Genomic DNA, 21044 nt, shown 5'->3' with positions numbered 1-21044 from the left:
GGGAATTCCCGATGGATCTTCGTAAACTGAAAACTTTGATCGATCTCGTCTCCGAGTCCGGCATTTCGGAGCTGGAGGTCACCGAAGGCGAGGGCAAGGTTCGCATCGTCAAGAATGCGCCGCCGGTTTACGTGCAACCGTCCGCTTCCTACGCACCGCAGATCGCCGCTCCCGCACCGGCCGCGGCCATACCGAGCGAAGCGCCCGCGGGCGCAGCGGCTCCGGCCGCCGCCGCGCCGCAGGGCCACGTCGTCACGTCGCCGATGGTCGGCACCTTCTACCGCGCCCCGTCGCCGGGCGCCGACCCGTTCATCCAAGTGGGCGACACGGTCAAGGAAGGCCAGACGCTCTGCATCATCGAAGCGATGAAGCTCCTGAACGAGATCGAGTGCGACAAGGCCGGTGTCATCAAGGAAATCCTCGTCGACAACGGCCAGGCCGTCGAATACGGCCAGCCGTTGTTCGTGATCGGCTAAGCGCGCGGGCTCCATCCCGCCCCAGCCGCCCGGCGCGCCATTCCAGGCTGCGCGCCGCCGATCCTCTGAGGCGCGTCTCGCATGTTCCCTATCTTGGTCGAGCGCCGCGCCCTTCGAAGAGTCGAATAACGCTATGTTTGAAAAAATCCTCATTGCCAATCGCGGCGAGATCGCGCTCCGAATTCAGCGCGCGTGCCGCGAGCTCGGCGTCAAGACGGTCGTCGTCTATTCGGAAGCCGACAAGGAAGCCAAGTACGTGAAGCTCGCCGACGAGGCGGTCTGCATCGGGCCGGCGCCGTCGAACCTCTCCTATCTGAACATGCCGGCGCTCATCAGCGCGGCCGAAGTCACCGACGCCGAAGCGATCCACCCCGGCTACGGCTTCCTGTCGGAGAACGCCGATTTCGCCGAACGCGTCGAGCAGTCGGGCTTCACCTTCATTGGCCCGCGCCCCGACACGATCCGCATGATGGGCGACAAGGTCACCGCCAAGCAGACGATGATCAAGACCGGCGTGCCGTGCGTGCCCGGCTCGGAAGGCGCACTGCCCGATGACCCGAAGGAGATCGTCAAGATCGCGCGCGCGATCGGCTACCCGGTCATCATCAAGGCCGCGGGCGGCGGCGGCGGACGCGGCATGCGCGTCGTCCACACGGAGGCGGCGCTCGTCAACGCGGTCAACATGACCCGCGAGGAAGCCGGCCGTGCGTTCGGCAATCCGCAGGTCTACATGGAGAAGTTCCTCGAGAACCCGCGGCACATCGAGATCCAGGTGCTGTCGGACTCGTTCAAGAACGCGATCTGGCTCGGCGAACGCGACTGCTCGATGCAGCGCCGCCACCAGAAGGTGATCGAAGAGGCGCCCGCGCCAGGCATCGCGCGCCGCCTCATCGAGCGCATCGGCGACCGCTGCGCCGACGCCTGCAAGAAAATGGGCTACCTCGGCGCCGGCACGTTCGAGTTCCTTTACGAGAACGGCGAGTTCTACTTCATCGAGATGAACACGCGCGTGCAGGTCGAGCATCCGGTGACCGAGCTGATTACCGGCGTCGACATCGTGCAGGAGCAGATCCGCATCGCGGCCGGCGAGAAGCTCAACATCCGCCAGCGCGACATCGAATTCCGCGGCCACGCGATCGAGTGCCGGATCAACGCCGAAGACCCGTTCAAGTTCACCCCGTCGCCGGGACGCATCACGTCGTGGCACACGCCGGGCGGCCCGGGCGTGCGCGTCGACTCGCACGCGTACAACGGCTATTTCGTCCCGCCGAACTATGATTCGATGATCGGCAAGCTGATCGCCTACGGCGCCACGCGCGAGCAGGCGATCAGCCGGATGCGGATCGCGCTGTCGGAGATGGTCGTCGAAGGCATTCTGACCAACATTCCGCTGCACCGCGAACTGATGCTGGACGGCAAGTTCGTCGAAGGCGGCACGAGCATCCACTATCTCGAGCAACGGCTTGCCGCGAAACAGCAAGTCGCAAGGGAAGAAGCGTAAGCAATGAGTTACCGGGAACTGGTCGTCGAACTCGATCGCGAGCACGCGGAAGCGCTGTCGGACGCGCTCATCGAACTGGGCGCGCTGTCGGTATCGGTCGAAGACGCCGACGCGGACACGCCCGACGAGCAACCGCTTTTCGGCGAGCCCGGACTCACGCCCGAGCGCACGGCCTGGCAGCGCTCACGCGTCGTCGCGCTGCTCACGCCCGAGCAGGAGCCCGGGGTGCTGGCGGCCGCCGCGGCCAATGAGATCGGCCTCGCCGCCACGCCGCAGTTCTCGGTGCGTGAGGTCGAAGAGCAGGACTGGGTGCGTCTCACGCAATCGCAGTTCGAGCCGATTCCGATCGGCAAGCGCATCTGGGTCGTGCCGTCATGGCACGACGCGCCCGATCCGGACGCGCTCGTGCTCGAGCTCGACCCAGGTCTCGCGTTCGGCACGGGCAGCCATCCGACCACGCGGCTTTGCATGGAATGGCTCGAAGCTTCGGTGCAAGCAGGGCAATCGGTGCTCGACTACGGCTGCGGCTCGGGCATCCTCGCGATCCTCGCGAAAAAGTGCGGCGCCGACCCGGTGTACGGCATCGACATCGACAGCCAAGCGGTCGAATCGGCGCGCCACAACAGCGAACGCAATCGCGCCGAGGTCATCTACGGATTGCCCGACCAGTGCCCGGCCGGCCCGTTCGATATCGTCGTCGCCAATATCCTGTCGAATCCGCTCAAGCTGATGGCGTCGATGCTGTCGTCGAAGGTGAAGCCCGGCGGGCGCATCGCGCTGTCGGGCATCCTCGCGCGGCAGGCCGAAGAAGTCGCGCGCGTCTACGAGACCTGGATCGACATCGGCGTCTGGCGCGAGCACGAAGGTTGGGTCTGTCTCGCCGGGACGCGGCGGGAAAGCCATTAGAATAGTGCGTATCGCTATCGTTACGCACCGGCCCGCACGCCATTCGGCTCACTATGCTCCTTGCGACGCGCTGTCCCCACTGTGAAACCGTCTTTCGTCTTCAAGAGACGCAGCTTGCGCTGCGCGGTGGACTCGTGCGCTGCGGACATTGCCAGTCCGTATTCAATGCGTCTGAACATCTCGTCGATGCCGAGACCGGCGAGAAGCGCGTAGAAGGCGGCGCGCCTGCTGAAGCGCCGCGCGACATGCCGGCCGAAGCGCAAGACGCTCCTCACGCCACTGCGGCCGAATCCATCGCTACCGCTGCCACGCCTGCTCCTGACACCGCCGCGGCGTCCGGCGAACCTGCCGAACCTGCGCGTCGCGGGCCGAACTTCGGCTCCGGCGCATGGGACATGTGGGCGCCTGCAGCCGATGCGAAGATCGATCCGGCGCTACATCACGACATCGATACGGTCAGCGGCCCGCACGTAGAGGTGCCCGGCGCGATAAAACCCGAAACGGCGCGCGAGCCGGAGCAAGAAACGGATCGCGCAGCCGAAGCGCACGCGGCGCACGGCGCGCCGGATTCGTCTACCGAATCCTCCGAGTTGCGCGAACCGAGCTTCACTGCGTGGCGCGGTCCCGCGACGCGCCCGGAGTTCGAGGAGTACGCGTCCACCGCCGCGTCTGCGCATGCAGCCGAACCCACGTTGCCGAAATCGGCGGCTCCCTGGGCAGCCGACCCCGAACCGCATTTCGGCACACCCGCCGCCGAGCCCTCCGCGGACGAGCCTGCTGCAGCCGCCGAGCCATTCACCGCTCAACCGGCCGCGACGCAATCTCCCGCCGAAAAACCGTTCGCCGAACCGTTCGCCGCCGCCCCCGCTGACACGAGTGCGCGCAGCTTCGTCGTCACGCGCGAGGAGCGCGCTCCCGAGCCGAGCCGCATCGTCTGGCGCATCCTGGGTACGCTCGTCGCGCTCGTGCTGGCTGTGGTGCTCGTCGCGCAACTCGCCTGGTGGCGCCGCGAAACGGTGATGGTGTATTGGCCGAGCTCGCAGCCGCTCTTCGTGCAAGTTTGCGCGCAGCTCGGCTGCCAGATTTCGCCGCCGCGCGATATCGACGGCTTGCAAGTCGAACCGTCGGAGCTGCGCCAGGTCGACGGCCCGCACCGGCTCGAGTTGCGCGTGCCGCTGCGCAACCGCTACAACATCGCACTCGCGTACCCGGCGATGGAGCTCACGCTGCTCGACGAGAAGAACAACGTCGCGATCCGGCGCGTCCTGTGGCCGCAGGACTATGTCCGCCCAGGCACGCCGATCGCCGCCGGATTGCCCGCGCGCAGCACTCAGACGATGATCGTGCGGCTCGATACCGGCAGCGCCGTCGCCAGCAATTTCCGCGTTCAGATCTTTTACCCGTAGCGCACGCCGAGCGCGTCCGGTCGTCGACATGGACAGGCGCGCCCCCTTCGCAGTCAATCGCATCAATCTCAGACGAACCTTCGGAGCACAACATGAGTCAAGTCACGCTGGGTGGCAACCCGATCGAAGTCAATGGCACATTCCCGGCCTCGGGACAGCAAGCGCCCGAGTTCTCGCTCGTCGGCAAGGATCTCAAGACGCTGTCGCTCGCCGATTTCGCCGGCAAGCGCAAAGTGCTCAACATCGTGCCGAGCCTCGATACGCCGACCTGCGCCACCTCGACGCGCAAGTTCAACGAAGCGGCTGCCAAGCTCGCCAACACGGCGGTGATCGTCGTCTCGGGCGACCTGCCGTTCGCGGCGTCGCGCTTCTGCACGACCGAGGGCATCGAGAATGTCGTGACCGCGTCGACCTTCCGCGGCCACGAGTTCGCGAAGGCCTACGGCGTCGACATCACGAGCGGCCCGCTCGCCGGTCTGACAGCGCGCGCCGTGGTTGTGCTGGACGAGCAGAACAAGGTGCTGCACGCCGAGCTCGTCGACGAGATCAAGAACGAGCCGAATTACGACGCAGCGCTTGCCGCTCTGAAGTAACCGGGGTTCGCTTCACAAGGCGCCGCGCCTTCCGCGCGGCGTTTTGCATCGTCCCGGGCGCATCGCCGTCGACACTGCCCACGACACTCATCGAAAGGAATCTGCTTTGGCCACGCTGATCTGCGGCTCGCTCGCCTACGACAACATCATGACCTTCCAAGGCCGCTTTCGCGACCACATCCTGCCCGAGCAGGTGCACATCCTGAATGTGAGCTTCCTCGTGCCGACGATGCGCCGCGAATTCGGCGGCTGCGCGGGCAACATCGCCTACGCGCTGAAGCTGCTCGGCGGCGACGCGCGCATCATGGCGACGCTCGGCGCCGTCGACGCGCAGCTCTACATCGACCGCCTCGACAGCCTGGGTCTCTCGAAAGCGCACGTGCGCGTGCTGCCGGATACTTACTCGGCGCAGGCGATGATCACGACCGACCTCGACAACAACCAGATCACCGCATTCCACCCCGGCGCGATGATGGAATCGCACCTGAACCGCGCAGACGAAGCACCTGGCATCAAGCTCGGCATCGTCGCGCCGGACGGCTACGACGGGATGGTCCAGCACTCCGAGCAGTTCGCCGCCGCCGGCATCCCCTTCATCTTCGATCCGGGCCAGGGCTTGCCGCTCTTCGACGGCGCCCAGTTGCGTCGTATGATTGAACTTGCCACCTACGTGGCGGTCAACGACTACGAAGCGAAACTCGTCAGCAACAAGACGGGCTGGTCCATCGACGAAATCGCCGGCCGCGTGGAAGCGCTGATCGTCACGCGCGGTGAGCACGGTTCGCAGATTCATCACGCAGGCCATTGCGAAGAGATCCCAGTCGTGCCGGCCGCACGCGTGCTCGACCCGACTGGTTGTGGCGACGCCTTCCGCGGCGGCCTCCTGTACGGCATCGAGAAGGGGCTGGATTGGGCCACCACCGGCCGTCTCGCGAGCCTGATGGGCGCGCTCAAGATCGAGCAGCAAGGACCGCAAAACTACGCGCCTACGCGCGACGAAATCGATCAACGATTCAGGCAGGCATTCAGATACAGCCTGCAGTAATTCAGTGGAGTAACAGAAAATGAAAACAACGACGACCCGTGTGGTTCTGGCAACGGTGCTCGCTGGCTCGCTCGCGATGAGTGGCTGCGCGTACAACAGCAGCTCGTCGGACGTCTACACGTCCTCGCAGGCACAGCGTGAAGCAACCGTGCGCTTCGGCACCGTCGAAAGCGTGCGCGCCGTGAAGATCAGCTCGAACAACGGCCAGCCGAGCGGCCTCGGCGCGGTCGGCGGCGGCGCGCTCGGTGCCGTCGCTGGCAGCGCGATCGGCGGCGGCAAGGGCTCGATCGCCACCGCTATCATCGGCGGCATCGCCGGCGCTGTAGCGGGCAACGCGGTCGAAAACGGCGTCGCGGTGCAAAACGGCGTGGAAATCACCGTGCGGCTCGATAACGGCGACCTGCGCGCCATCACCCAAAGCGCCAACGGCGAAATCTTCCAGGCCGGCGAGCGCGTCCGCCTGCTGTCGAGCGGCGGCGTTACCCGCGTCACGCACTGATCGCCCCACCCTCCTCTTGGCTGCTTGCGCAAGCGCCGCCTCGGCGGCCGCGCAGGCAGGCGAAGCACACCTCGAACATTCCTCCCGCAAGCCTCGTCCGCCAGCTCTGCATGGGACCCAAGTAAGCGCTAAAGCGCTAACTCGGGTCGACATAAAAAATCCCGCCACCGGAAACCGATGGCGGGATTCAGCTTGAGTAGCGCTACTCAAACGTGGCACGTCGCGACGTGCCGATTTACCGCTAGTTGTTACGGACGGCTGCCGGTCGGGAACGGCCATGCAGCAGCCGGATTCAGCGCGGTCTTCACGGTAGCAGCAGGAGCCGTCGACGCTGCGGGAGCAGCGGCAGGCGCAGGAGCCGCTGCAGCGGCCTTCTTGGCGGCAGCCTTCTTCGCAGGCGCAGCCTTCTTGGCAGCAGGAGCAGCCTTCTTCGCAGGGGCGGCCTTCTTGGCAGCAGGGGCAGCCTTCTTCGCAGGCGCAGCTTTCTTCGCCGCAGCCTTCTTCGCAGGCGCAGCCTTCTTCGCCGCAGCCTTCTTCGCAGGCGCCTTCTTAGCCGCAGCCTTCTTCGCCGGTGCGGCCTTCTTCGCAGCAACCTTCTTCACGGCGACTTTCTTCGCGGCAACCTTCTTCACCGCGACTTTCTTCGCTGCGACCTTCTTCACCGCGACTTTCTTCGCTGCGACCTTCTTCACCGCGACCTTCTTCGCTGCGACCTTCTTCACCGCGACCTTCTTGGCGGCAACCTTCTTCACCGCTGCCTTCTTGGCCGGAGCAGCCTTCTTCGCTGCGGTCTTCTTCACGGCCGGTTTAGCCGCGGCTTTTTTAGCAGCAGGTTTTTTCTTGGCGAGTGCCATCATTTTCTCCTTCAGGTTTTCAGATGAGAGTTAATTCAAACTACACCCTTCGTCAAAACCCGCTTCCCGCTGCACGCTTATCAAGGCGTGCGCTGCGAAGCGGGCTATTCATCGGCGTACGCGCTTCCCGCTTGCTTACGCTAATGAATACGGTAAGGCGCGCCGTGCCCGCGGGCACCGCACGCCAAGTCCAGTCGGCTTCGAGGGGCTCTCCTGCGCGCTTTTGCGCCGTCAGGCAGCTCTCGATTGCCGGCAATCGTTTGATCAAGCCGGCAGCACGGCCGCCGGCTTTTTCCGGGGGGAAGTTTGCCCATCCCACTGAAGGGTTCGCAAAGTGCCTGTCATGTTTGTGGGCCGCGGATCGCACCGCCAAGCCACTGGGCACGCTTTGCATCAGGCGTTTCTGCTCCTTGCTTGTCTGCCGGGGCTCTCGCCGCCGGCATCCCCATCAATTTCGTTGTCGAGGCACGCGCCGGGTCACTCCCAGGACAGCGCACCGCCAGTCTGATATTCAATAACCCGCGTCTCGAAGAAGTTGCGCTCCTTCTTCAGGTCGATCATCTCGCTCATCCACGGGAACGGGTTTTCCTCGTTCGGGAACAGCGGGTCGAGGCCGATCTGCTGGCAACGGCGGTTGCAGATGAAGCGCAGATAGCTCTTGAACATCGACGCATTGAGGCCGAGCACCCCGCGCGGCATCGTATCTTCTGCGTAGCGATATTCGAGGTCGACCGCATGCTTGAAGATCTCGCGGATCTCCTCGCGGAATTCAGCCGTCCACAGATGCGGATTCTCGAGTTTGATCTGGTTGATGAGGTCGATGCCGAAGTTGCAGTGCATCGACTCGTCACGCAGGATGTACTGGTACTGTTCCGCGGCGCCCGTCATCTTGTTCTGCCGGCCGAGCGCAAGAATTTGCGTAAACCCGACGTAGAAGAACAGGCCCTCCATCACGCAAGCGAACACGATCAGCGACTTGAGCAGCTTCTGGTCGGCTTCGAGCGTACCGGTCTTGAAGGCCGGATCGGTCAGCGTGTGGATGAACGGAATCAGGAATTCGTCTTTGTCGCGGATCGACTTGACTTCGTGATACGCGTTGAAGATCTCACCCTCGTCGAGACCGAGCGACTCGACGATGTACTGGTAGGCGTGCGTGTGGATCGCTTCCTCGAACGCCTGGCGCAGCAGGAACTGCCGGCACTCGGGCGCCGTGATGTGGCGGTAGGTGCCGAGCACGATGTTGTTGGCGGCGAGCGAGTCGGCCGTCACGAAGAAGCCGAGGTTGCGCTTGACGACGCGGCGCTCGTCTTCGGTGAGGCCGTTCGGGTCCTTCCACAGCGCGATGTCGCGGGACATGTTGATTTCCTGCGGCATCCAGTGGTTTGCGCAACCCGCCAGATACTTTTCCCACGCCCACTTGTACTTGAACGGCACAAGCTGATTGACGTCAGTCTGGCCGTTGATGATGCGCTTGTCGGCGACGTTCACGCGCGCTTCGGAAGCACCGGTCGGCGCCGCTGCCTGAGCAGCACCCGAGAACGGGGCGACCGGGAGGTCGCCTGCGAAAACATCCATCGCCGAGGGAGCTTGAGTGGCGGCGCGCGTCACTGCTTGCACTCCGACAGCCGTTCCCGCGGGGTTGCGCAACGCGTTGTGTTGCGAACCGCTCGAGGGAGTTACGGCAGTGATCTCGTCATCCCAGTTGAGCATAAATTCTCACCATCAATTTAGAACGGTTTGTACCATCTTTTCGTTAGCGATAAAAGGGTTCGCTCACGAAAAATCCTGTTTTCGATTCGCGTTGCGACCTACATACAACACTTTGATCTTCGCGTTGTGTTCATCGCTTCGCATGATGTGTTCGAAGCGTGAGTCTTAGAGGTGCTTCACATCCTCGAGCGGGTATCGAAGCGCGGTGTTTCCGATACCCTTGAGCACGCACTTCGACGAGCGTCGAGCAACGTCAGTCGATGTGTTGCCGAGTCCTTATCGTTAGGGTCCCAGCGGCTCGTCGAAGTTCAAAGATTCGGTGCCGCGCTGCGTCGGCTTCTTGAGTTGCGCCAGACTTTTCGCCGCTTCGTTACTTCGGCTGACTGCTGATCGCGACGAGCGGCGCGCTTCGACTTCGTGTTGCGCGCCGCTCGGCTCATCGCATGGGTGCGTTAGCGCTCGGCTGCGATCACTGGCAGGCTTCGCACTCGTCGAAGCCCGGGTCGCCCGGACGCATCATGCAAACGGGGCCGTCCACCTCCACCTCCGGTTGAGCGGCAACCGGAACGCCGGCCGCCGGAACGCCGGCCGCCGCCGCGTTGAAGCCGCCTGCCGAAGACACGCCGCCCATCGCACCACCGCTCACGCCGAAGCCACCGGCCGCGCCGCCCGCACCACCCGCGCCGCCGTCCGAGCTCGGCACCGCATTGAGCGCGCCGTGCGCAACCGTCGACTTCTCGACGTGCGTCGCCGCCATCGTGCGCAGGTAGTAGGTCGTCTTCAGGCCGCGCAGCCACGCGAGCTTGTAGACCTCGTCGAGCTTCTTGCCCGATGCGCCCGCCATGTAGATGTTGAGCGACTGAGCCTGGTCGATCCACTTCTGACGGCGTGACGCCGCCTCGACGAGCCACGTCGCGTCGACTTCGAACGCCGTCGCGTAGATCGCGCGCAGGTCGGCCGGGATGCGGTCGATGCGCGAGAGCGTGCCGTCGAAGTACTTGAGGTCGGCGACCATCACCTCGTCCCACAGGCCACGCGCCTTCAGGTCGCGCACGAGGTAGTCGTTGACCACCGTGAACTCGCCCGACAGGTTCGACTTCACGTAAAGGTTCTGGAAGGTCGGCTCGATGCACGCGGACACGCCGATGATGTTCGAGATCGTCGCCGTCGGCGCGATCGCGACGCAGTTCGAGTTGCGCATGCCGAAGTTGGCGATGCGCGAACGCAGCGCCGGCCAGTCCATCGACTCGCTCATATCGACCTCGACGTAGCCGCCGCGCGCTTCTTCGAGCAGCTTCAGCGAGTCTTGCGGGAGGATGCCGCGATCCCACAGCGAACCGCGGTAGCTCGAGTAGCGGCCGCGCTCCTCGGCAAGCTCGGTCGACGCGTAGTAGGCGTAGTAGCAGACCGCTTCCATCGACCGGTCGGCGAACTCTACGGCCGCCTCAGACGCGTACGGCGTGCGCAGGAGGTGCAGGCAGTCCTGGAAGCCCATGATGCCGAGCCCGACCGGGCGGTGCTTCAGGTTCGAGTTGCGCGCCTTCGCGACGGCGTAGTAGTTGATGTCGATGACGTTGTCGAGCATCCGCATCGCGACGCTGACCGTGCGCTTGAGCTTGTCGTGGTCGAGCGTGTAGCTGCCGTCGGCCTGCTTCGCCAGGTGCGCGACCAGGTTCACCGAGCCCAGGTTGCAAACCGCGATTTCGGCGTCGCTCGTGTTCAGCGTGATCTCGGTGCACAGGTTCGACGAGTGGACGACGCCGACGTGCTGTTGCGGCGAACGCACGTTGCACGGGTCCTTGAACGTGATCCACGGATGGCCGGTCTCGAACAGCATGCCGAGCATCTTGCGCCAGAGCTGCGCCGCCGGGATCTTCTTGAAGAGCTTGAGCTCGCCGCGCGCGACCTTGTCTTCATATCCGGTGTAGGCCGCCTCGAACTCGGCGCCGAACTTGTCGTGCAGGTCCGGGCAGGTCGACGGCGAGAACAGCGTCCAGTCGCCGCCTTCCATCACACGCTTCATGAACAGGTCGGGAATCCAGTTTGCCGTGTTCATGTCGTGGGTGCGGCGGCGGTCGTCGCCGGTGTTCTTACGCAGCTCGAGGAACTCCTCGATGTCGAGGTGCCACGACTCCAGGTACGCGCAGACGGCGCCCTTGCGCTTGCCGCCCTGGTTCACGGCGACCGCCGTGTCGTTGACGACCTTCAGGAACGGCACGACGCCCTGCGACTTGCCGTTGGTGCCCTTGATGTGCGAGCCGAGCGCGCGCACGCGGGTCCAGTCGTTGCCGAGGCCGCCGGCGAACTTCGAGAGCAGCGCGTTTTCCTTCAGCGCCTCGTAGATACCGTCGAGGTCGTCGGCAACCGTCGTCAGGTAGCACGACGACAGTTGTGAGCGGCGCGTGCCCGAGTTGAAGAGGGTCGGCGTCGAGCTCATGAAGTCGAACGTCGAGAGCACGTCGTAGAACTCGATCGCGCGCGCTTCGCGGTCGATTTCGTTGAGCGCGAGGCCCATCGCGACACGCATAAAGAATGCCTGCGGCATCTCGATGCGCGTGCCGTCGACGTGCAGGAAATAGCGGTCATAGAGCGTCTGCAGGCCGAGGTAGCCGAACTGCAGATCGCGGCTGGCGTCGAGCGCGGCGCCCAGACGCTTCAGGTCGAATTGCAGCAGCTTCTCGTCGAGCAGCTCGGCTTCGACGCCGCGCTTCAGGAACTGCGGGAAGTACTCGGCATAGCGCTCGCCCATCTGGCCTTGCGTGACTTCCTCTTCGAGGATCTCGCGGCGAATCGTGTGCAGCAGGATGCGTGCAGTGACCTGGCTGTACGCCGGGTCCTTCTCGATCATCGTGCGCGCGGCGAGGATGGCCGAGTCGTAGACCTGGCTCATCGGCACGCCGTCGTAGAGGTTCTTGACCGTCTCGGCGACGATCGGCTCGGCGGAAACCGCGTCGCCCAGGTTCGCGCAGGCCGACTCGATCAGCGCCGTGAGCGCCTTCAGGTCGAGCGGACGGGTGATGCCGTTGTCGACGACGTTCAGGCCCAAGCCCGGCGCGCTTTCTTCTTCGTGCGCGTGACGCTCCTGGTTGCGCTTCTCGCGGTACAGCACGTAGGCGCGTGCGACGTTGTGCTCGCCGCCGCGCATGAGCGCCAGTTCGACCTGGTCTTGGATGTCTTCGATATGGAACGTGCCGCCGTTCGGACGGCTGCGCAGAAGCGCGCGCACGACGCTCTGCGTGAGCTGCTCGACGAGCTCGCGCACGCGCGCCGACGCGGCGCCCTGCCCGCCGTTGACGGCCAGAAACGCCTTCGTCACCGCGATCGCGATCTTCGACGGCTCGAACGACACCACGCTGCCATTGCGCCGGATCACCTTGTAATCCGCGAAGGTCGCCTGTGGCGCGAGCGCTTGCGCGCTCTGTGCTTGCCCGCCGAGGGTGCGGCCGGTAGGCGCGCCTTCGTGCTGGCTCGTCACGTTGTCGGTCGTTTGCATGTGCAAAGCTCCTGGTCTTGTAGGATGGTGCGGAGAGTCCCGCGGGTTAAAACACTCGCCGCGCAGCCCTGTGCGCGAACGAATAGCGGGAAGAAAAACGGCGGCGCCGAACCAACGAAAGGGCCGCATGGGAGACGGAACAAGACAACGTAGATCCGGCGTGGATGCTCTTCATCTTGATTATCACCATTCCCCGATTGCGCTTTTCTTCTTTGATGATGCCGCGCCGGCAGTGGTTGCCTGATCGCAGCGCCTCTTTGATTGCTAACGCTGGCAATGCTTGCGGCACCGGGCTCAGGGCCGGGTGCCGCCGGGTCAGAGACACAAGATCTTGTGCAAGTGCGTCTGACTGGCACCAAGTATAGTGGACTCAGGCGCTATCTCAAAAGCCTTTATTTGGCTCCGGATGCTTGACATTTCACACGGCAAGGCGAGACAAGGCGCGGCCCGGAAAGCAAGGCTCAGCAACGTTCTTCGCCCTGCCCAAGCATTGAGCAATGGACGTGCATGGGCCTGCGAATGAGCCCTTCAACCCTGCTGTCGATAGGGAAAATACCGGGCGGGCAACGCGGCGTCTTGCGCGAGGCGCTGCCAATCGAAGTGCGGACCGGGGTCGGTCTTGCGGCCCGGTGCGATGTCGGAATGGCCGGCGAGCGCGTCGATCGGATAGCGATCGCGAAGCGCCGTCACGAGCGCGGCGAGCGTCGTGTATTGGGGCGCCTCGAAGGCCGTATCGTCGCGGCCCTCCAGCTCGATGCCGATCGAAAAGTCGTTGCAGCGCTCGCGGCCGAAGAAGTTCGACGCGCCCGCATGCCACGCGCGCTCGTTGCACGAGACGAACTGCTCGAGCGCGCCGTCGCGGCGGATCACGAAGTGCGACGACACCCGCAGGCCGCGCAGATGGGCGTCGTAGTAGGGATGTGCGTCGCAGTCGAGACGGTTCAGGAAGAGATCGGCGATCGCGCTGCCGCCGAACTCGCCGGGCGGCAGGCTGATGTTGTGGACGACGATCAGCGTCAGCACCGCGCCGTCCGGCCGCGCCTCGCAGTTCGGCGACGGCAGCGCGCGCGCCGCGCCCACCCAGCCGTCGGCGCCGACGGTAAAGCCCGCGCTCATCGAGCGGTGCGCCCGCTCGGCCGCGCCGCGTAGCGCTCGGCGTGCTCGGTGCAGCAGAAGCGCTGCCCCGCCACGAGAATCGACTCGCTTTGCGGCGTGTGCACGCCGCACGTCGCGCAGCGCACCATCGGCTCGGCGAGCCGGCGCGAGCGCGTTTGCGCGCCGCCGCCCGCAGCGTCGGCGTTGCCGTTGTTCGCGCCGGGCCCGCCGGCGGCGTCGAACGGGCCGTTGCGGGGCGCGTCGGCGGCATTGCCCGCGCGCCGCAAGGTCTTCACGAGCCATTGGCCGGCGAAGAACAGCAGGATCAGAAGAAGAAGTTGTCGCATGAAACGTTCAAACCACGGGACGGTGCAGCAGCACCTCGAAGACGAAGCGGCTGCCGACATAAGCGAGCAGCAGCGCGACGAACGACGCGAGTACCCAGCGCAGCGCAGCGCGGCCGCGCCAGCCGGACACCTTGCGGGCGGTGAGGAGCGCGCCGAACATCAGCCACGACAGGATCGCGAAGACGGTCTTGTGATCGAGCTTGATCGCGCGATCCACCAGTTGCTCACTAAATAGAATGCCCGACAGGAGCGTGAGCGTGAGCAGCACGAAGCCCGCCGAGATCAGACGGAACAGCAGCTTTTCGAGCGTGAGGAGCGGCGGCAGCGTATCGAGCCAGCTCGAAAGCCAGCCGTCGCCGTTGCCCCGGCGCGCGGCGCCGCGCATCGCGTGCAGGCGCCGCTCCGCGAACAACATCAGCACCGCGTGCAGCGCGGCGATCGCGAAGAGGCCATAGGCGACGTTCGCGATCAGGAAATGCAGCTTGAACATCGGCGCGGCCGCGTACGAGAGCACGCGCACACCGCCAAACGCCAGCGGCAGGAGCGACGCGACGCACGCGAGCGGCAGCACCAGGAGCCGCAGGCCGTCGAGCGGGAAAAAGAAACTCTCGATCCAGTAGATGCCGGCGCCGAGCCAGAACATCGCAGAGAGCGCGAACGCGAAGCCGAACACCATCGCGTTCTGCGGAAAGATCGTCATGTGCAGCAGGAGCCCGTGCACGAGCAGCGCGACGAAGAGCAGCGCGCGGCCCTGCATGCTCATGCCCGACGCCGCCGACACCGTCGGCGAGCGCAGCGGCGCGCCGGCCGGCACCGGCGGCGCGCTGGAGAGCATCGTTTGAGCCTCGCCGTGCCGATGGGCGCGCCAGCCCGCGACGGCAAGGCCGCCGTAGAGGAGCGCGGTGAGGGCATACAGTACAATATCCATGTTCGAAGTTTACACTAGGGCCCTCGCCCGCGACGTCTCCTCGTTCGACGCGCGCCCCAGGTGCCCGCACTGTCCATCGCTCCCCATGCTCGACAATCTCACACAACGGATGGCGCGCGTCGTCAAGACGCTGCGCGGCGAAGCCCGGCTCACCGAGTCGAACACGCAGGAGATGCTGCGCGAAGTGCGCCTCGCGCTGCTCGAAGCCGACGTGGCGCTGCCCGTCGTGCGCGACTTTATCGCCAAGGTGAAGGAGAAGGCGCTCGGCGAGGAGGTGCTGTCCAGCCTGTCGCCAGGCCAGGCGCTCGTCGGCGTGGTGCAGCGCGAGCTGACCGCCGTGATCGGCGGCGATTACGAAGGCAAGGCGGCCGAACTGAATCTCGCCGTCACGCCGCCCGCGATCATCCTGATGGCCGGCCTGCAAGGCGCCGGTAAAACCACGACGGTCGGCAAGCTCGCGAAGCTCCTGCGCGAGAAGCACAAGAAGAAAGTGCTCACCGTTTCCTGCGACGTCTACCGCCCCGCCGCCATCGCGCAGCTCAAGACAGTGACGGAGCAGGTCGGCGCCGATTTCTTCCCGTCCGAGCCCGACCAGAAGCCGGTCGACATCGCGCGCGCCGCGGTCGATTGGGCCAAGCGCCACTATCACGACGTGCTGCTCGTCGATACGGCGGGCCGCCTCGGCATCGACGAAGCGATGATGCAGGAGATCAGCGCGCTGCATGCTGAGTTGAAGCCGGCGGAAACGCTCTTCGTCGTCGACGCGATGCTCGGCCAGGACGCCGTCAACACCGCGAAGGCGTTCAACGATGCACTGCCGCTCACCGGCGTCGTGCTCACCAAGCTCGACGGCGACTCGCGCGGTGGTGCCGCGCTGTCGGTGCGCCACGTGACCGGCAAGCCGATCAAGTTCGTCGGCGTCGCCGAGAAGCTCGACGGCCTCGAGGTGTTCTACCCCGACCGGATGGCGAACCGGATCCTCGGCATGGGCGACATCCTCGCGCTCGTCGAGGAGGCGCAGCGCGGCGTCGACGTGCAAGCCGCGCAGAAGCTCGCCGACAAGGTCAAGAAAGGCGGCGACTTCGACCTCAACGACTTCCGCGCGCAGCTTTCGCAGATGAAGAACATGGGCGGCCTGTCGTCGCTGATGGACAAGCTGCCCGCGCAGTTCCAGCAAGCCGCGGCTGGCGCCGACATGGGCCAAGCGGAAAAGCAGATGCGCCGCATGGAAGGCATCATCAATTCGATGACGCCCCAGGAGCGCGCGAAACCCGAGCTCATCAAGGCGACTCGCAAGCGCCGCATCGCGACGGGCGCCGGCGTGCAGGTGCAAGAAGTGAACCGGATGCTGAACCAGTACGAGCAGATGCGCACGATGATGAAGAAGCTCAAGGGCGGCAATCTGCAGAAGATGATGCGCGGCATGAAGGGCATGCTGCCCGGCATGCGCTGATCGGTACGTTCTAGGCGGCCGGCGCGCGGGTATATGCTGTAGCGCGCGCCTCCGCTCTCTCCCACACTAATGTATACAGTCACCGTCCGTCAGACGTCATGAATCGCGAAGAAGCCCTCCACGTTTTCCGCCACTCCGAAGAGATCGTTTCGGCCGCCGAGGTCAACGCATCGATCGGCAGGATGGCGCAAGCCATCCGCACCGAAATGAGCGAGGACTTTCCGCTCGTGCTGTCGGTGATGGGTGGCGCGGCGGTGTTCACAGGCATGCTGCTGCCGCACCTCGATTTCCCGCTCGAATTCGACTACATCCACCTGACCCGCTACCGCAACACCACGAAGGGCGGCAGTGAAATGCAATGGCGCGTCGCGCCGGCCGAGTCGGTGAAGGATCGCGTCGTGCTCGTGCTCGACGATATCCTCGACGAAGGCGAGACGATGGCCGCGATCCGCGACCGCATCCTCGCGATGGGCGCGAAGCGCTTCCTCTCCGCCGTGCTGTGCGAGAAGCTGATCCAGAAGGACAAGCCGCTGCGTCCCGACTTCTGCGGCTTCCAGGTGCCCGACCGCTATGTGTTCGGCTGCGGGATGGACGCGAAAGGCTACTGGCGCAACCTGCCGACGATCCGTGCGCTGACCGACGGCGCGTGACACTTGCTTGATCCGCTCGGGCGAGCGATCAAGTCAGCGCAACAAAAAAGCGGCCTGCAGGCCGCTTTTTTGCGTCTTGCCGCAGCCCCCGCCCGGCTACAGTTGATGGACGAACACCCGAATCCCGCCCAGCATCATCTCGACCGAAATCGCGACCAGCACCAGCCCCATCAGCCGCTCGAACGCCATCACCGTGCGCTCGCCGAGCCATTGCTGAATCCGCTCGGCCAACACCAGCGCGATTGCGCAGACGATCATCGTCACGGTCAGCGCGCCGATCCACTCCGGCACCTGGCCGGGCGATTGCGACGTCAGCAGCATCACGGTGGCTAGCGCCGACGGGCCCGCCAGCGCGGGAATCGCGAGCGGCACGATGAATGGCTCGCCGCCCGCGCGCGGATCGTTGCCGAACGCGCCATCCGGGTGCGGAAAGACCATCCGCAGCGCGATCAAAAACAGCACAATTCCGCCGCCGATGCGCAACGACAAATCGGTCAGATGCATCATCCGCAAGAAGCGATCGCCAACCACCATGAAGACGAGCAGGATCACGAAGGCGATCGCCACTTCCCGCAGAATAACCTTGACCCGCCGGTCCTTCGGCACGTTCCGCAGCGCCGAGATGAAGAGCGGAATGTTGCCGAGCGGATCGGTGATCAGGAGCAGCAGGACCGTCGCGGAGGCAAAGTTGTACTCCAACGCGTCCCCCGCTTACCGGGCGAGCGCAGCGCGCACCTTCTCCGCGACCGTCGCAGCGGCTTCGTCCACCGGCAGCAGCGTCGGCTCGACGTCGCGGCGGCCCTGGTATTCGATCTTGCCTTCCTTCAGGCCGCGATCGCCGATCACGAGCCGGTGCGGCACGCCGATCAGCTCCCAGTCGGCGAACATCACGCCAGGCCGCTCGCCGCGGTCGTCGAGGATCACGTCGATGCCCGCGTCGACCAGCTGCGCGTAGAGCTTGTCGGCCTGCTCGCGCACGGCCTCGCTGCGGTCGTAGCCCATCGGACACAGCACGACCTCGAACGGCGCGATCGCTTCCGGCCAGATGATGCCGCGCTCGTCGAAATTCTGTTCGATCGCCGCGCCGAGAATCCGCGTGATGCCGATGCCGTAGCAACCCATGATCATCGGCTGCGGCTTGCCGGTCTCGTCGAGGAACGTCGCATTCATCGCTTCCGAATACTTCGAGCCGAGCTGGAACACGTGACCGACCTCGATGCCGCGGCAGATCTCGAGCGCGCCCTTGCCGTCCGGCGACGGATCGCCGGGACGCACGTTGCGGATGTCGGCGACGACCGGCTCCGGCAGGTCGCGGCCCCAGTTCACGCCGGTCGTGTGGAAGTCGGCTTCGTTCGAGCCTACGACGAAGTCGCTCATCTTCACGACCGTGCTGTCCGCGATCACCTTGACCGGCTTCTTCGTATTGAGCGGCCCGAGATAGCCCGGCGGCGTGCCGAACCACTCGACGATTTCCTCCTCGGTTGCGAAGCGGTGGTCCGCCAAGCCCGGCAGCTTGCTCGCCTTGATCTCGTTCAAATCATGGTCGCCGCGCAGCATCAGGAGCCAGATGGTGGGCTCGGCGCCTTCGTTGTCAGTCGCGAGGACGATCGACTTGATCGTGCGCTCGAGCGGAATGCCCAGGTATTCGGCGACGGCCTCGCACTTCGCCTTGCCCGGCGTCGAGGTCTTCTTCATCGCTTCCTGCGGCGCCGCGCGTTCGGCGATGAGCGGCAGCGCATCCGCCGCTTCGACGTTCGCGGCGAAATCGGACGTCGGGCAATAGGCGATCGAATCCTCGCCAGTCTCCGCTATCACGTGGAACTCATGCGAGCCACTGCCGCCGATCGAGCCGTTATCGGCCGCCACCGCGCGAAACTCGAGGCCGATGCGCGTGAAGATACGCACGTACGCCTCGTACATCTTGCGATACGACTCCTGCAGGCCAGCCTGGTCCTTGTCGAAGGAGTAGGCATCCTTCATCGTGAACTCGCGTCCGCGCATCACGCCGAAGCGCGGACGGATCTCGTCGCGAAACTTGGTCTGGATCTGGTAGAAGTTGACCGGCATCTGCCGGTAGCTCTTGATCTGGTTGCGCGCGATGTCGGTGACGACTTCCTCGTGCGTCGGCCCGATCACAAAGTCGCTCTGCTTGCGGTCCTTCAGGCGCAGCAGCTCGGGGCCGTACTTCTCCCAGCGGCCCGACTCCTGCCACAGCTCGGCCGGCTGCACGGCCGGCATCAAGAGCTCGAGCGCGCCCGCCCGGTTCATTTCCTCGCGCACGATCGCTTCCACCTTGCGAATCGAGCGCAGGCCTATCGGCAAGTAGTTGTAGATGCCGCCGGCGACGCGGCGAATCATCCCCGCGCGCACCATCAGTTTGTGGCTGACGATCTCGGCGTCGGCCGGAGCTTCCTTCAGGGTGCCGATAAAGAAACGGGAGGCTTTCATTCAGAATTTTCCAAAAACGGCGGCCCTCGGCGAGCCGCCCGAAAGAAGTAGAACGTATGAGTATAGGTGATAGGGTCGCAGCGGTTTTACGGGGCCACATTAGGCAAGAAGCAGCAGCGGCACCGCACGCGCCGGATCGCCAGACAACTTCCAAGTCTCTTAGCGGTACGCACCTTGCTGTAAATCGGCCCGTCCTGGTGCATGCCGGTGCGTAAGACCCATTATCTGTTTATAATCAAAGCAATTTTAAAGGATTCGAAGGTGGTTGTATGCTGGATCGTGAAGGCTTTCGCCCGAACGTCGGCATCATCCTCTTGAACGCGCACAACGAGGTGTTTTGGGGTAAGCGGCTGCGTGAACATTCCTGGCAGTTTCCGCAAGGGGGCATCAAGTATGGCGAGACCCCCATGCAAGCGATGTATCGGGAGTTACACGAAGAAACCGGCTTGCTTCCGGAACACGTCAAGATCATCGGTCGCACGCGCGACTGGTTGCGTTATGAGGTGCCGGACAAGTTCATCAAGCGTGAAGTACGCGGTCATTACCGCGGCCAGAAGCAGATCTGGTTCCTGCTGCGGATGGTTGGACGCGATTGCGACATTTGCTTGCGCGCGACCGATCACCCGGAGTTCGATGCCTGGCGCTGGAACGAATACTGGGTGCCGCTCGACGCCGTGATCGAGTTCAAGCGGGATGTGTATCAGTTGGCATTGACGGAACTGTCGCGGTTCCTGCGTCGCGTGGCGCCTCGCACTGAGAAGCCGCGCGGGCATCACGGGCAGCGGTATCCGCGCGTGTCGGCATCGGTGGCTGCGTCGATAAGCGCTACCGAGGCGGTCACGATTGAAGCGTCGATCGTGACCGGCGGCGTAGTCAGCCCGCTAGGCGCGACGGATAGCTCCGATTGCCTGTCTGCCGATTCGTCCGGCGAGCAAACGCGCACTCTGCGCGGCTAATCGACACACCGCGCGACACACGGCGGCGTGTTCCCACGCAGATGCCACAACCGCGGGCGCTGATCCGGTCATACCGTATCGCGCCCGTTTTTTTCGAGGAAGTCACATTGAAAGCGATTGCTCTCGCTGCGGCATGCGCTGCCGCCGGCGCCCTACTGGCGGGTTGCTCGAATACGCCCTCCAACAAGGACGACAGCGTCTTCACCTATCTGCTGGACCGCCAAGGAACCTGGGTCGAAAACAAAGTCGATACCTTGCCGCCGCTGCCGCAAGCAGGCGACCTGCTGCCGTTCAACGTGTCGCAGAACACGCCGCTGAAATTCTCCGTCGATGCGAAGTCGCTGACGGTAGGCTCGGACGGCATCGTGCGCTATACGGTCGTGGTGACGAGCCCTGGCGGCGCTCGCAACGTCAACTACGAAGGGATTCGCTGCGACACCTACGAGTGGCGTCTCTACGCGGGACTGAATGCGGATCACGACGGCTGGGACCGCACCGTGCAGAACGACTGGCGGCGCATCGAGAACGGCAACCTGAACGCGTACCAGGCGTCGCTCTACCAGGACTACTTTTGCGCAAACAAGATGCCGACCGGCTCGGCCAAGTCGATCGTCAACAACATCCGCTTGAACCACATTGCATCGGATATCCGCTAACGCGGTCCGGCGCATGACAGCAAAAAGC

Annotated in this window: 19 protein-coding genes and 2 pseudogenes; 12 read left to right on the top strand and 9 right to left on the bottom strand. The window is 64.5% G+C overall.

Going from position 1 to position 21044, the window contains the following annotated elements; all coding sequences use genetic code 11:
• Window positions 1-11: 11 nt before the first annotated feature.
• The 8 genes and pseudogenes from accB (at window position 12) to FAZ69_RS06175 (ending at window position 6426) form a co-directional block, all read left to right on the top strand.
• Complete coding sequence (gene accB / locus FAZ69_RS06205; RefSeq protein WP_136893072.1) at window positions 12-476, top strand: acetyl-CoA carboxylase biotin carboxyl carrier protein; 465 nt, start codon at window positions 12-14, stop codon at window positions 474-476.
• A gap of 133 nt (window positions 477-609) precedes the next feature.
• Window positions 610-1977 carry an acetyl-CoA carboxylase biotin carboxylase subunit gene (gene accC, locus FAZ69_RS06200; protein ID WP_136893071.1) on the top strand — a complete coding sequence of 456 codons (1368 nt, stop codon included), beginning with the start codon at window positions 610-612 and terminating at the stop codon, window positions 1975-1977.
• Window positions 1978-1980: 3 nt separating this feature from the next.
• On the top strand, window positions 1981-2883 hold the full coding sequence (gene prmA / locus FAZ69_RS06195) for a 50S ribosomal protein L11 methyltransferase (protein ID WP_136893070.1): 903 nt from the start codon (window positions 1981-1983) through the stop codon (window positions 2881-2883).
• Between the two features lie 53 nt (window positions 2884-2936).
• Window positions 2937-3002 (top strand): annotated as a pseudogene (locus tag FAZ69_RS34420) (MJ0042-type zinc finger domain-containing protein); the annotation flags it as partial.
• Between the two features lie 276 nt (window positions 3003-3278).
• Window positions 3279-4289 (top strand): DUF3426 domain-containing protein, encoded by a 1011-nt coding sequence (locus tag FAZ69_RS06190; protein WP_369407733.1) that lies wholly within the window; start codon window positions 3279-3281, stop codon window positions 4287-4289.
• Window positions 4290-4381: 92 nt separating this feature from the next.
• Window positions 4382-4882, top strand: a complete 501-nt coding sequence (gene tpx / locus FAZ69_RS06185) for a thiol peroxidase (protein ID WP_136893068.1) — start codon at window positions 4382-4384, stop codon at window positions 4880-4882.
• 106 nt (window positions 4883-4988) lie between these two features.
• Complete coding sequence (locus tag FAZ69_RS06180; protein WP_136893067.1) at window positions 4989-5927, top strand: carbohydrate kinase family protein; 939 nt, start codon at window positions 4989-4991, stop codon at window positions 5925-5927.
• A 19-nt stretch (window positions 5928-5946) separates the two neighbouring features.
• Window positions 5947-6426, top strand: a complete 480-nt coding sequence (locus FAZ69_RS06175; RefSeq protein WP_136893066.1) for an outer membrane lipoprotein — start codon at window positions 5947-5949, stop codon at window positions 6424-6426.
• A gap of 248 nt (window positions 6427-6674) precedes the next feature.
• Here FAZ69_RS06175 and FAZ69_RS06170 read toward each other — a convergent pair whose 3' ends face one another.
• The 7 genes and pseudogenes from FAZ69_RS06170 to FAZ69_RS06140 all read right to left on the bottom strand — a co-directional run bounded on the left by FAZ69_RS06170 (window position 6675) and on the right by FAZ69_RS06140 (window position 14853).
• Window positions 6675-7280, bottom strand: coding sequence for a histone H1-like DNA-binding protein (locus FAZ69_RS06170; protein ID WP_136893065.1), 606 nt, complete (start codon window positions 7278-7280; stop codon window positions 6675-6677).
• A 30-nt stretch (window positions 7281-7310) separates the two neighbouring features.
• Window positions 7311-7674 (bottom strand): annotated as a pseudogene (locus FAZ69_RS06165) (hypothetical protein).
• A gap of 83 nt (window positions 7675-7757) precedes the next feature.
• Entirely contained in the window at window positions 7758-8990 is a 1233-nt protein-coding gene (locus FAZ69_RS06160) for a ribonucleotide-diphosphate reductase subunit beta (RefSeq protein WP_136893064.1), read from the bottom strand.
• A 469-nt stretch (window positions 8991-9459) separates the two neighbouring features.
• Window positions 9460-12483 (bottom strand): ribonucleoside-diphosphate reductase subunit alpha, encoded by a 3024-nt coding sequence (locus tag FAZ69_RS06155; RefSeq protein WP_136893063.1) that lies wholly within the window; start codon window positions 12481-12483, stop codon window positions 9460-9462.
• 528 nt (window positions 12484-13011) lie between these two features.
• Window positions 13012-13599, bottom strand: a complete 588-nt coding sequence (gene ampD / locus FAZ69_RS06150) for a 1,6-anhydro-N-acetylmuramyl-L-alanine amidase AmpD (protein ID WP_136893062.1) — start codon at window positions 13597-13599, stop codon at window positions 13012-13014.
• Entirely contained in the window at window positions 13596-13925 is a 330-nt protein-coding gene (locus FAZ69_RS06145; protein ID WP_136893061.1) for a PP0621 family protein, read from the bottom strand. The genes ampD and FAZ69_RS06145 overlap by 4 nt, the downstream gene beginning before the upstream one ends.
• 7 nt (window positions 13926-13932) lie before the next feature.
• Entirely contained in the window at window positions 13933-14853 is a 921-nt protein-coding gene (locus FAZ69_RS06140; RefSeq protein WP_136893060.1) for a cytochrome C assembly family protein, read from the bottom strand.
• 85 nt (window positions 14854-14938) lie between these two features.
• Here FAZ69_RS06140 and ffh point away from each other — a divergent pair, with 85 nt between their 5' ends.
• Both ffh and FAZ69_RS06130 read left to right on the top strand, forming a co-directional pair.
• Window positions 14939-16306, top strand: a complete 1368-nt coding sequence (ffh, locus tag FAZ69_RS06135; protein ID WP_136893059.1) for a signal recognition particle protein — start codon at window positions 14939-14941, stop codon at window positions 16304-16306.
• Between the two features lie 98 nt (window positions 16307-16404).
• Window positions 16405-16956 (top strand): hypoxanthine-guanine phosphoribosyltransferase, encoded by a 552-nt coding sequence (locus FAZ69_RS06130; protein WP_136893058.1) that lies wholly within the window; start codon window positions 16405-16407, stop codon window positions 16954-16956.
• Between the two features lie 96 nt (window positions 16957-17052).
• On the opposite strand, the gene FAZ69_RS06125 is transcribed toward FAZ69_RS06130, so the two are convergent.
• Both FAZ69_RS06125 and FAZ69_RS06120 read right to left on the bottom strand, forming a co-directional pair.
• Window positions 17053-17655 carry a MarC family protein gene (locus FAZ69_RS06125; protein ID WP_136893057.1) on the bottom strand — a complete coding sequence of 201 codons (603 nt, stop codon included), beginning with the start codon at window positions 17653-17655 and terminating at the stop codon, window positions 17053-17055.
• A gap of 12 nt (window positions 17656-17667) precedes the next feature.
• Complete coding sequence (locus FAZ69_RS06120; RefSeq protein ID WP_136893056.1) at window positions 17668-19404, bottom strand: proline--tRNA ligase; 1737 nt, start codon at window positions 19402-19404, stop codon at window positions 17668-17670.
• Window positions 19405-19673: 269 nt separating this feature from the next.
• Between FAZ69_RS06120 and FAZ69_RS06115 the strand changes: the two genes are divergently transcribed.
• Both FAZ69_RS06115 and FAZ69_RS06110 read left to right on the top strand, forming a co-directional pair.
• Complete coding sequence (locus tag FAZ69_RS06115) at window positions 19674-20360, top strand: RNA pyrophosphohydrolase (protein WP_136893055.1); 687 nt, start codon at window positions 19674-19676, stop codon at window positions 20358-20360.
• Between the two features lie 107 nt (window positions 20361-20467).
• Window positions 20468-21016 carry a CNP1-like family protein gene (locus FAZ69_RS06110; RefSeq protein ID WP_169708572.1) on the top strand — a complete coding sequence of 183 codons (549 nt, stop codon included), beginning with the start codon at window positions 20468-20470 and terminating at the stop codon, window positions 21014-21016.
• Window positions 21017-21044: the final 28 nt, after the last annotated feature.

This window comes from Trinickia terrae (assembly GCF_005144415.1).
GTDB lineage: Bacteria > Pseudomonadota > Gammaproteobacteria > Burkholderiales > Burkholderiaceae > Trinickia_A > Trinickia_A terrae.
Note: the sequence above shows the minus strand (reverse complement) of the source record. Positions and strands in the feature narration are given on the sequence as shown.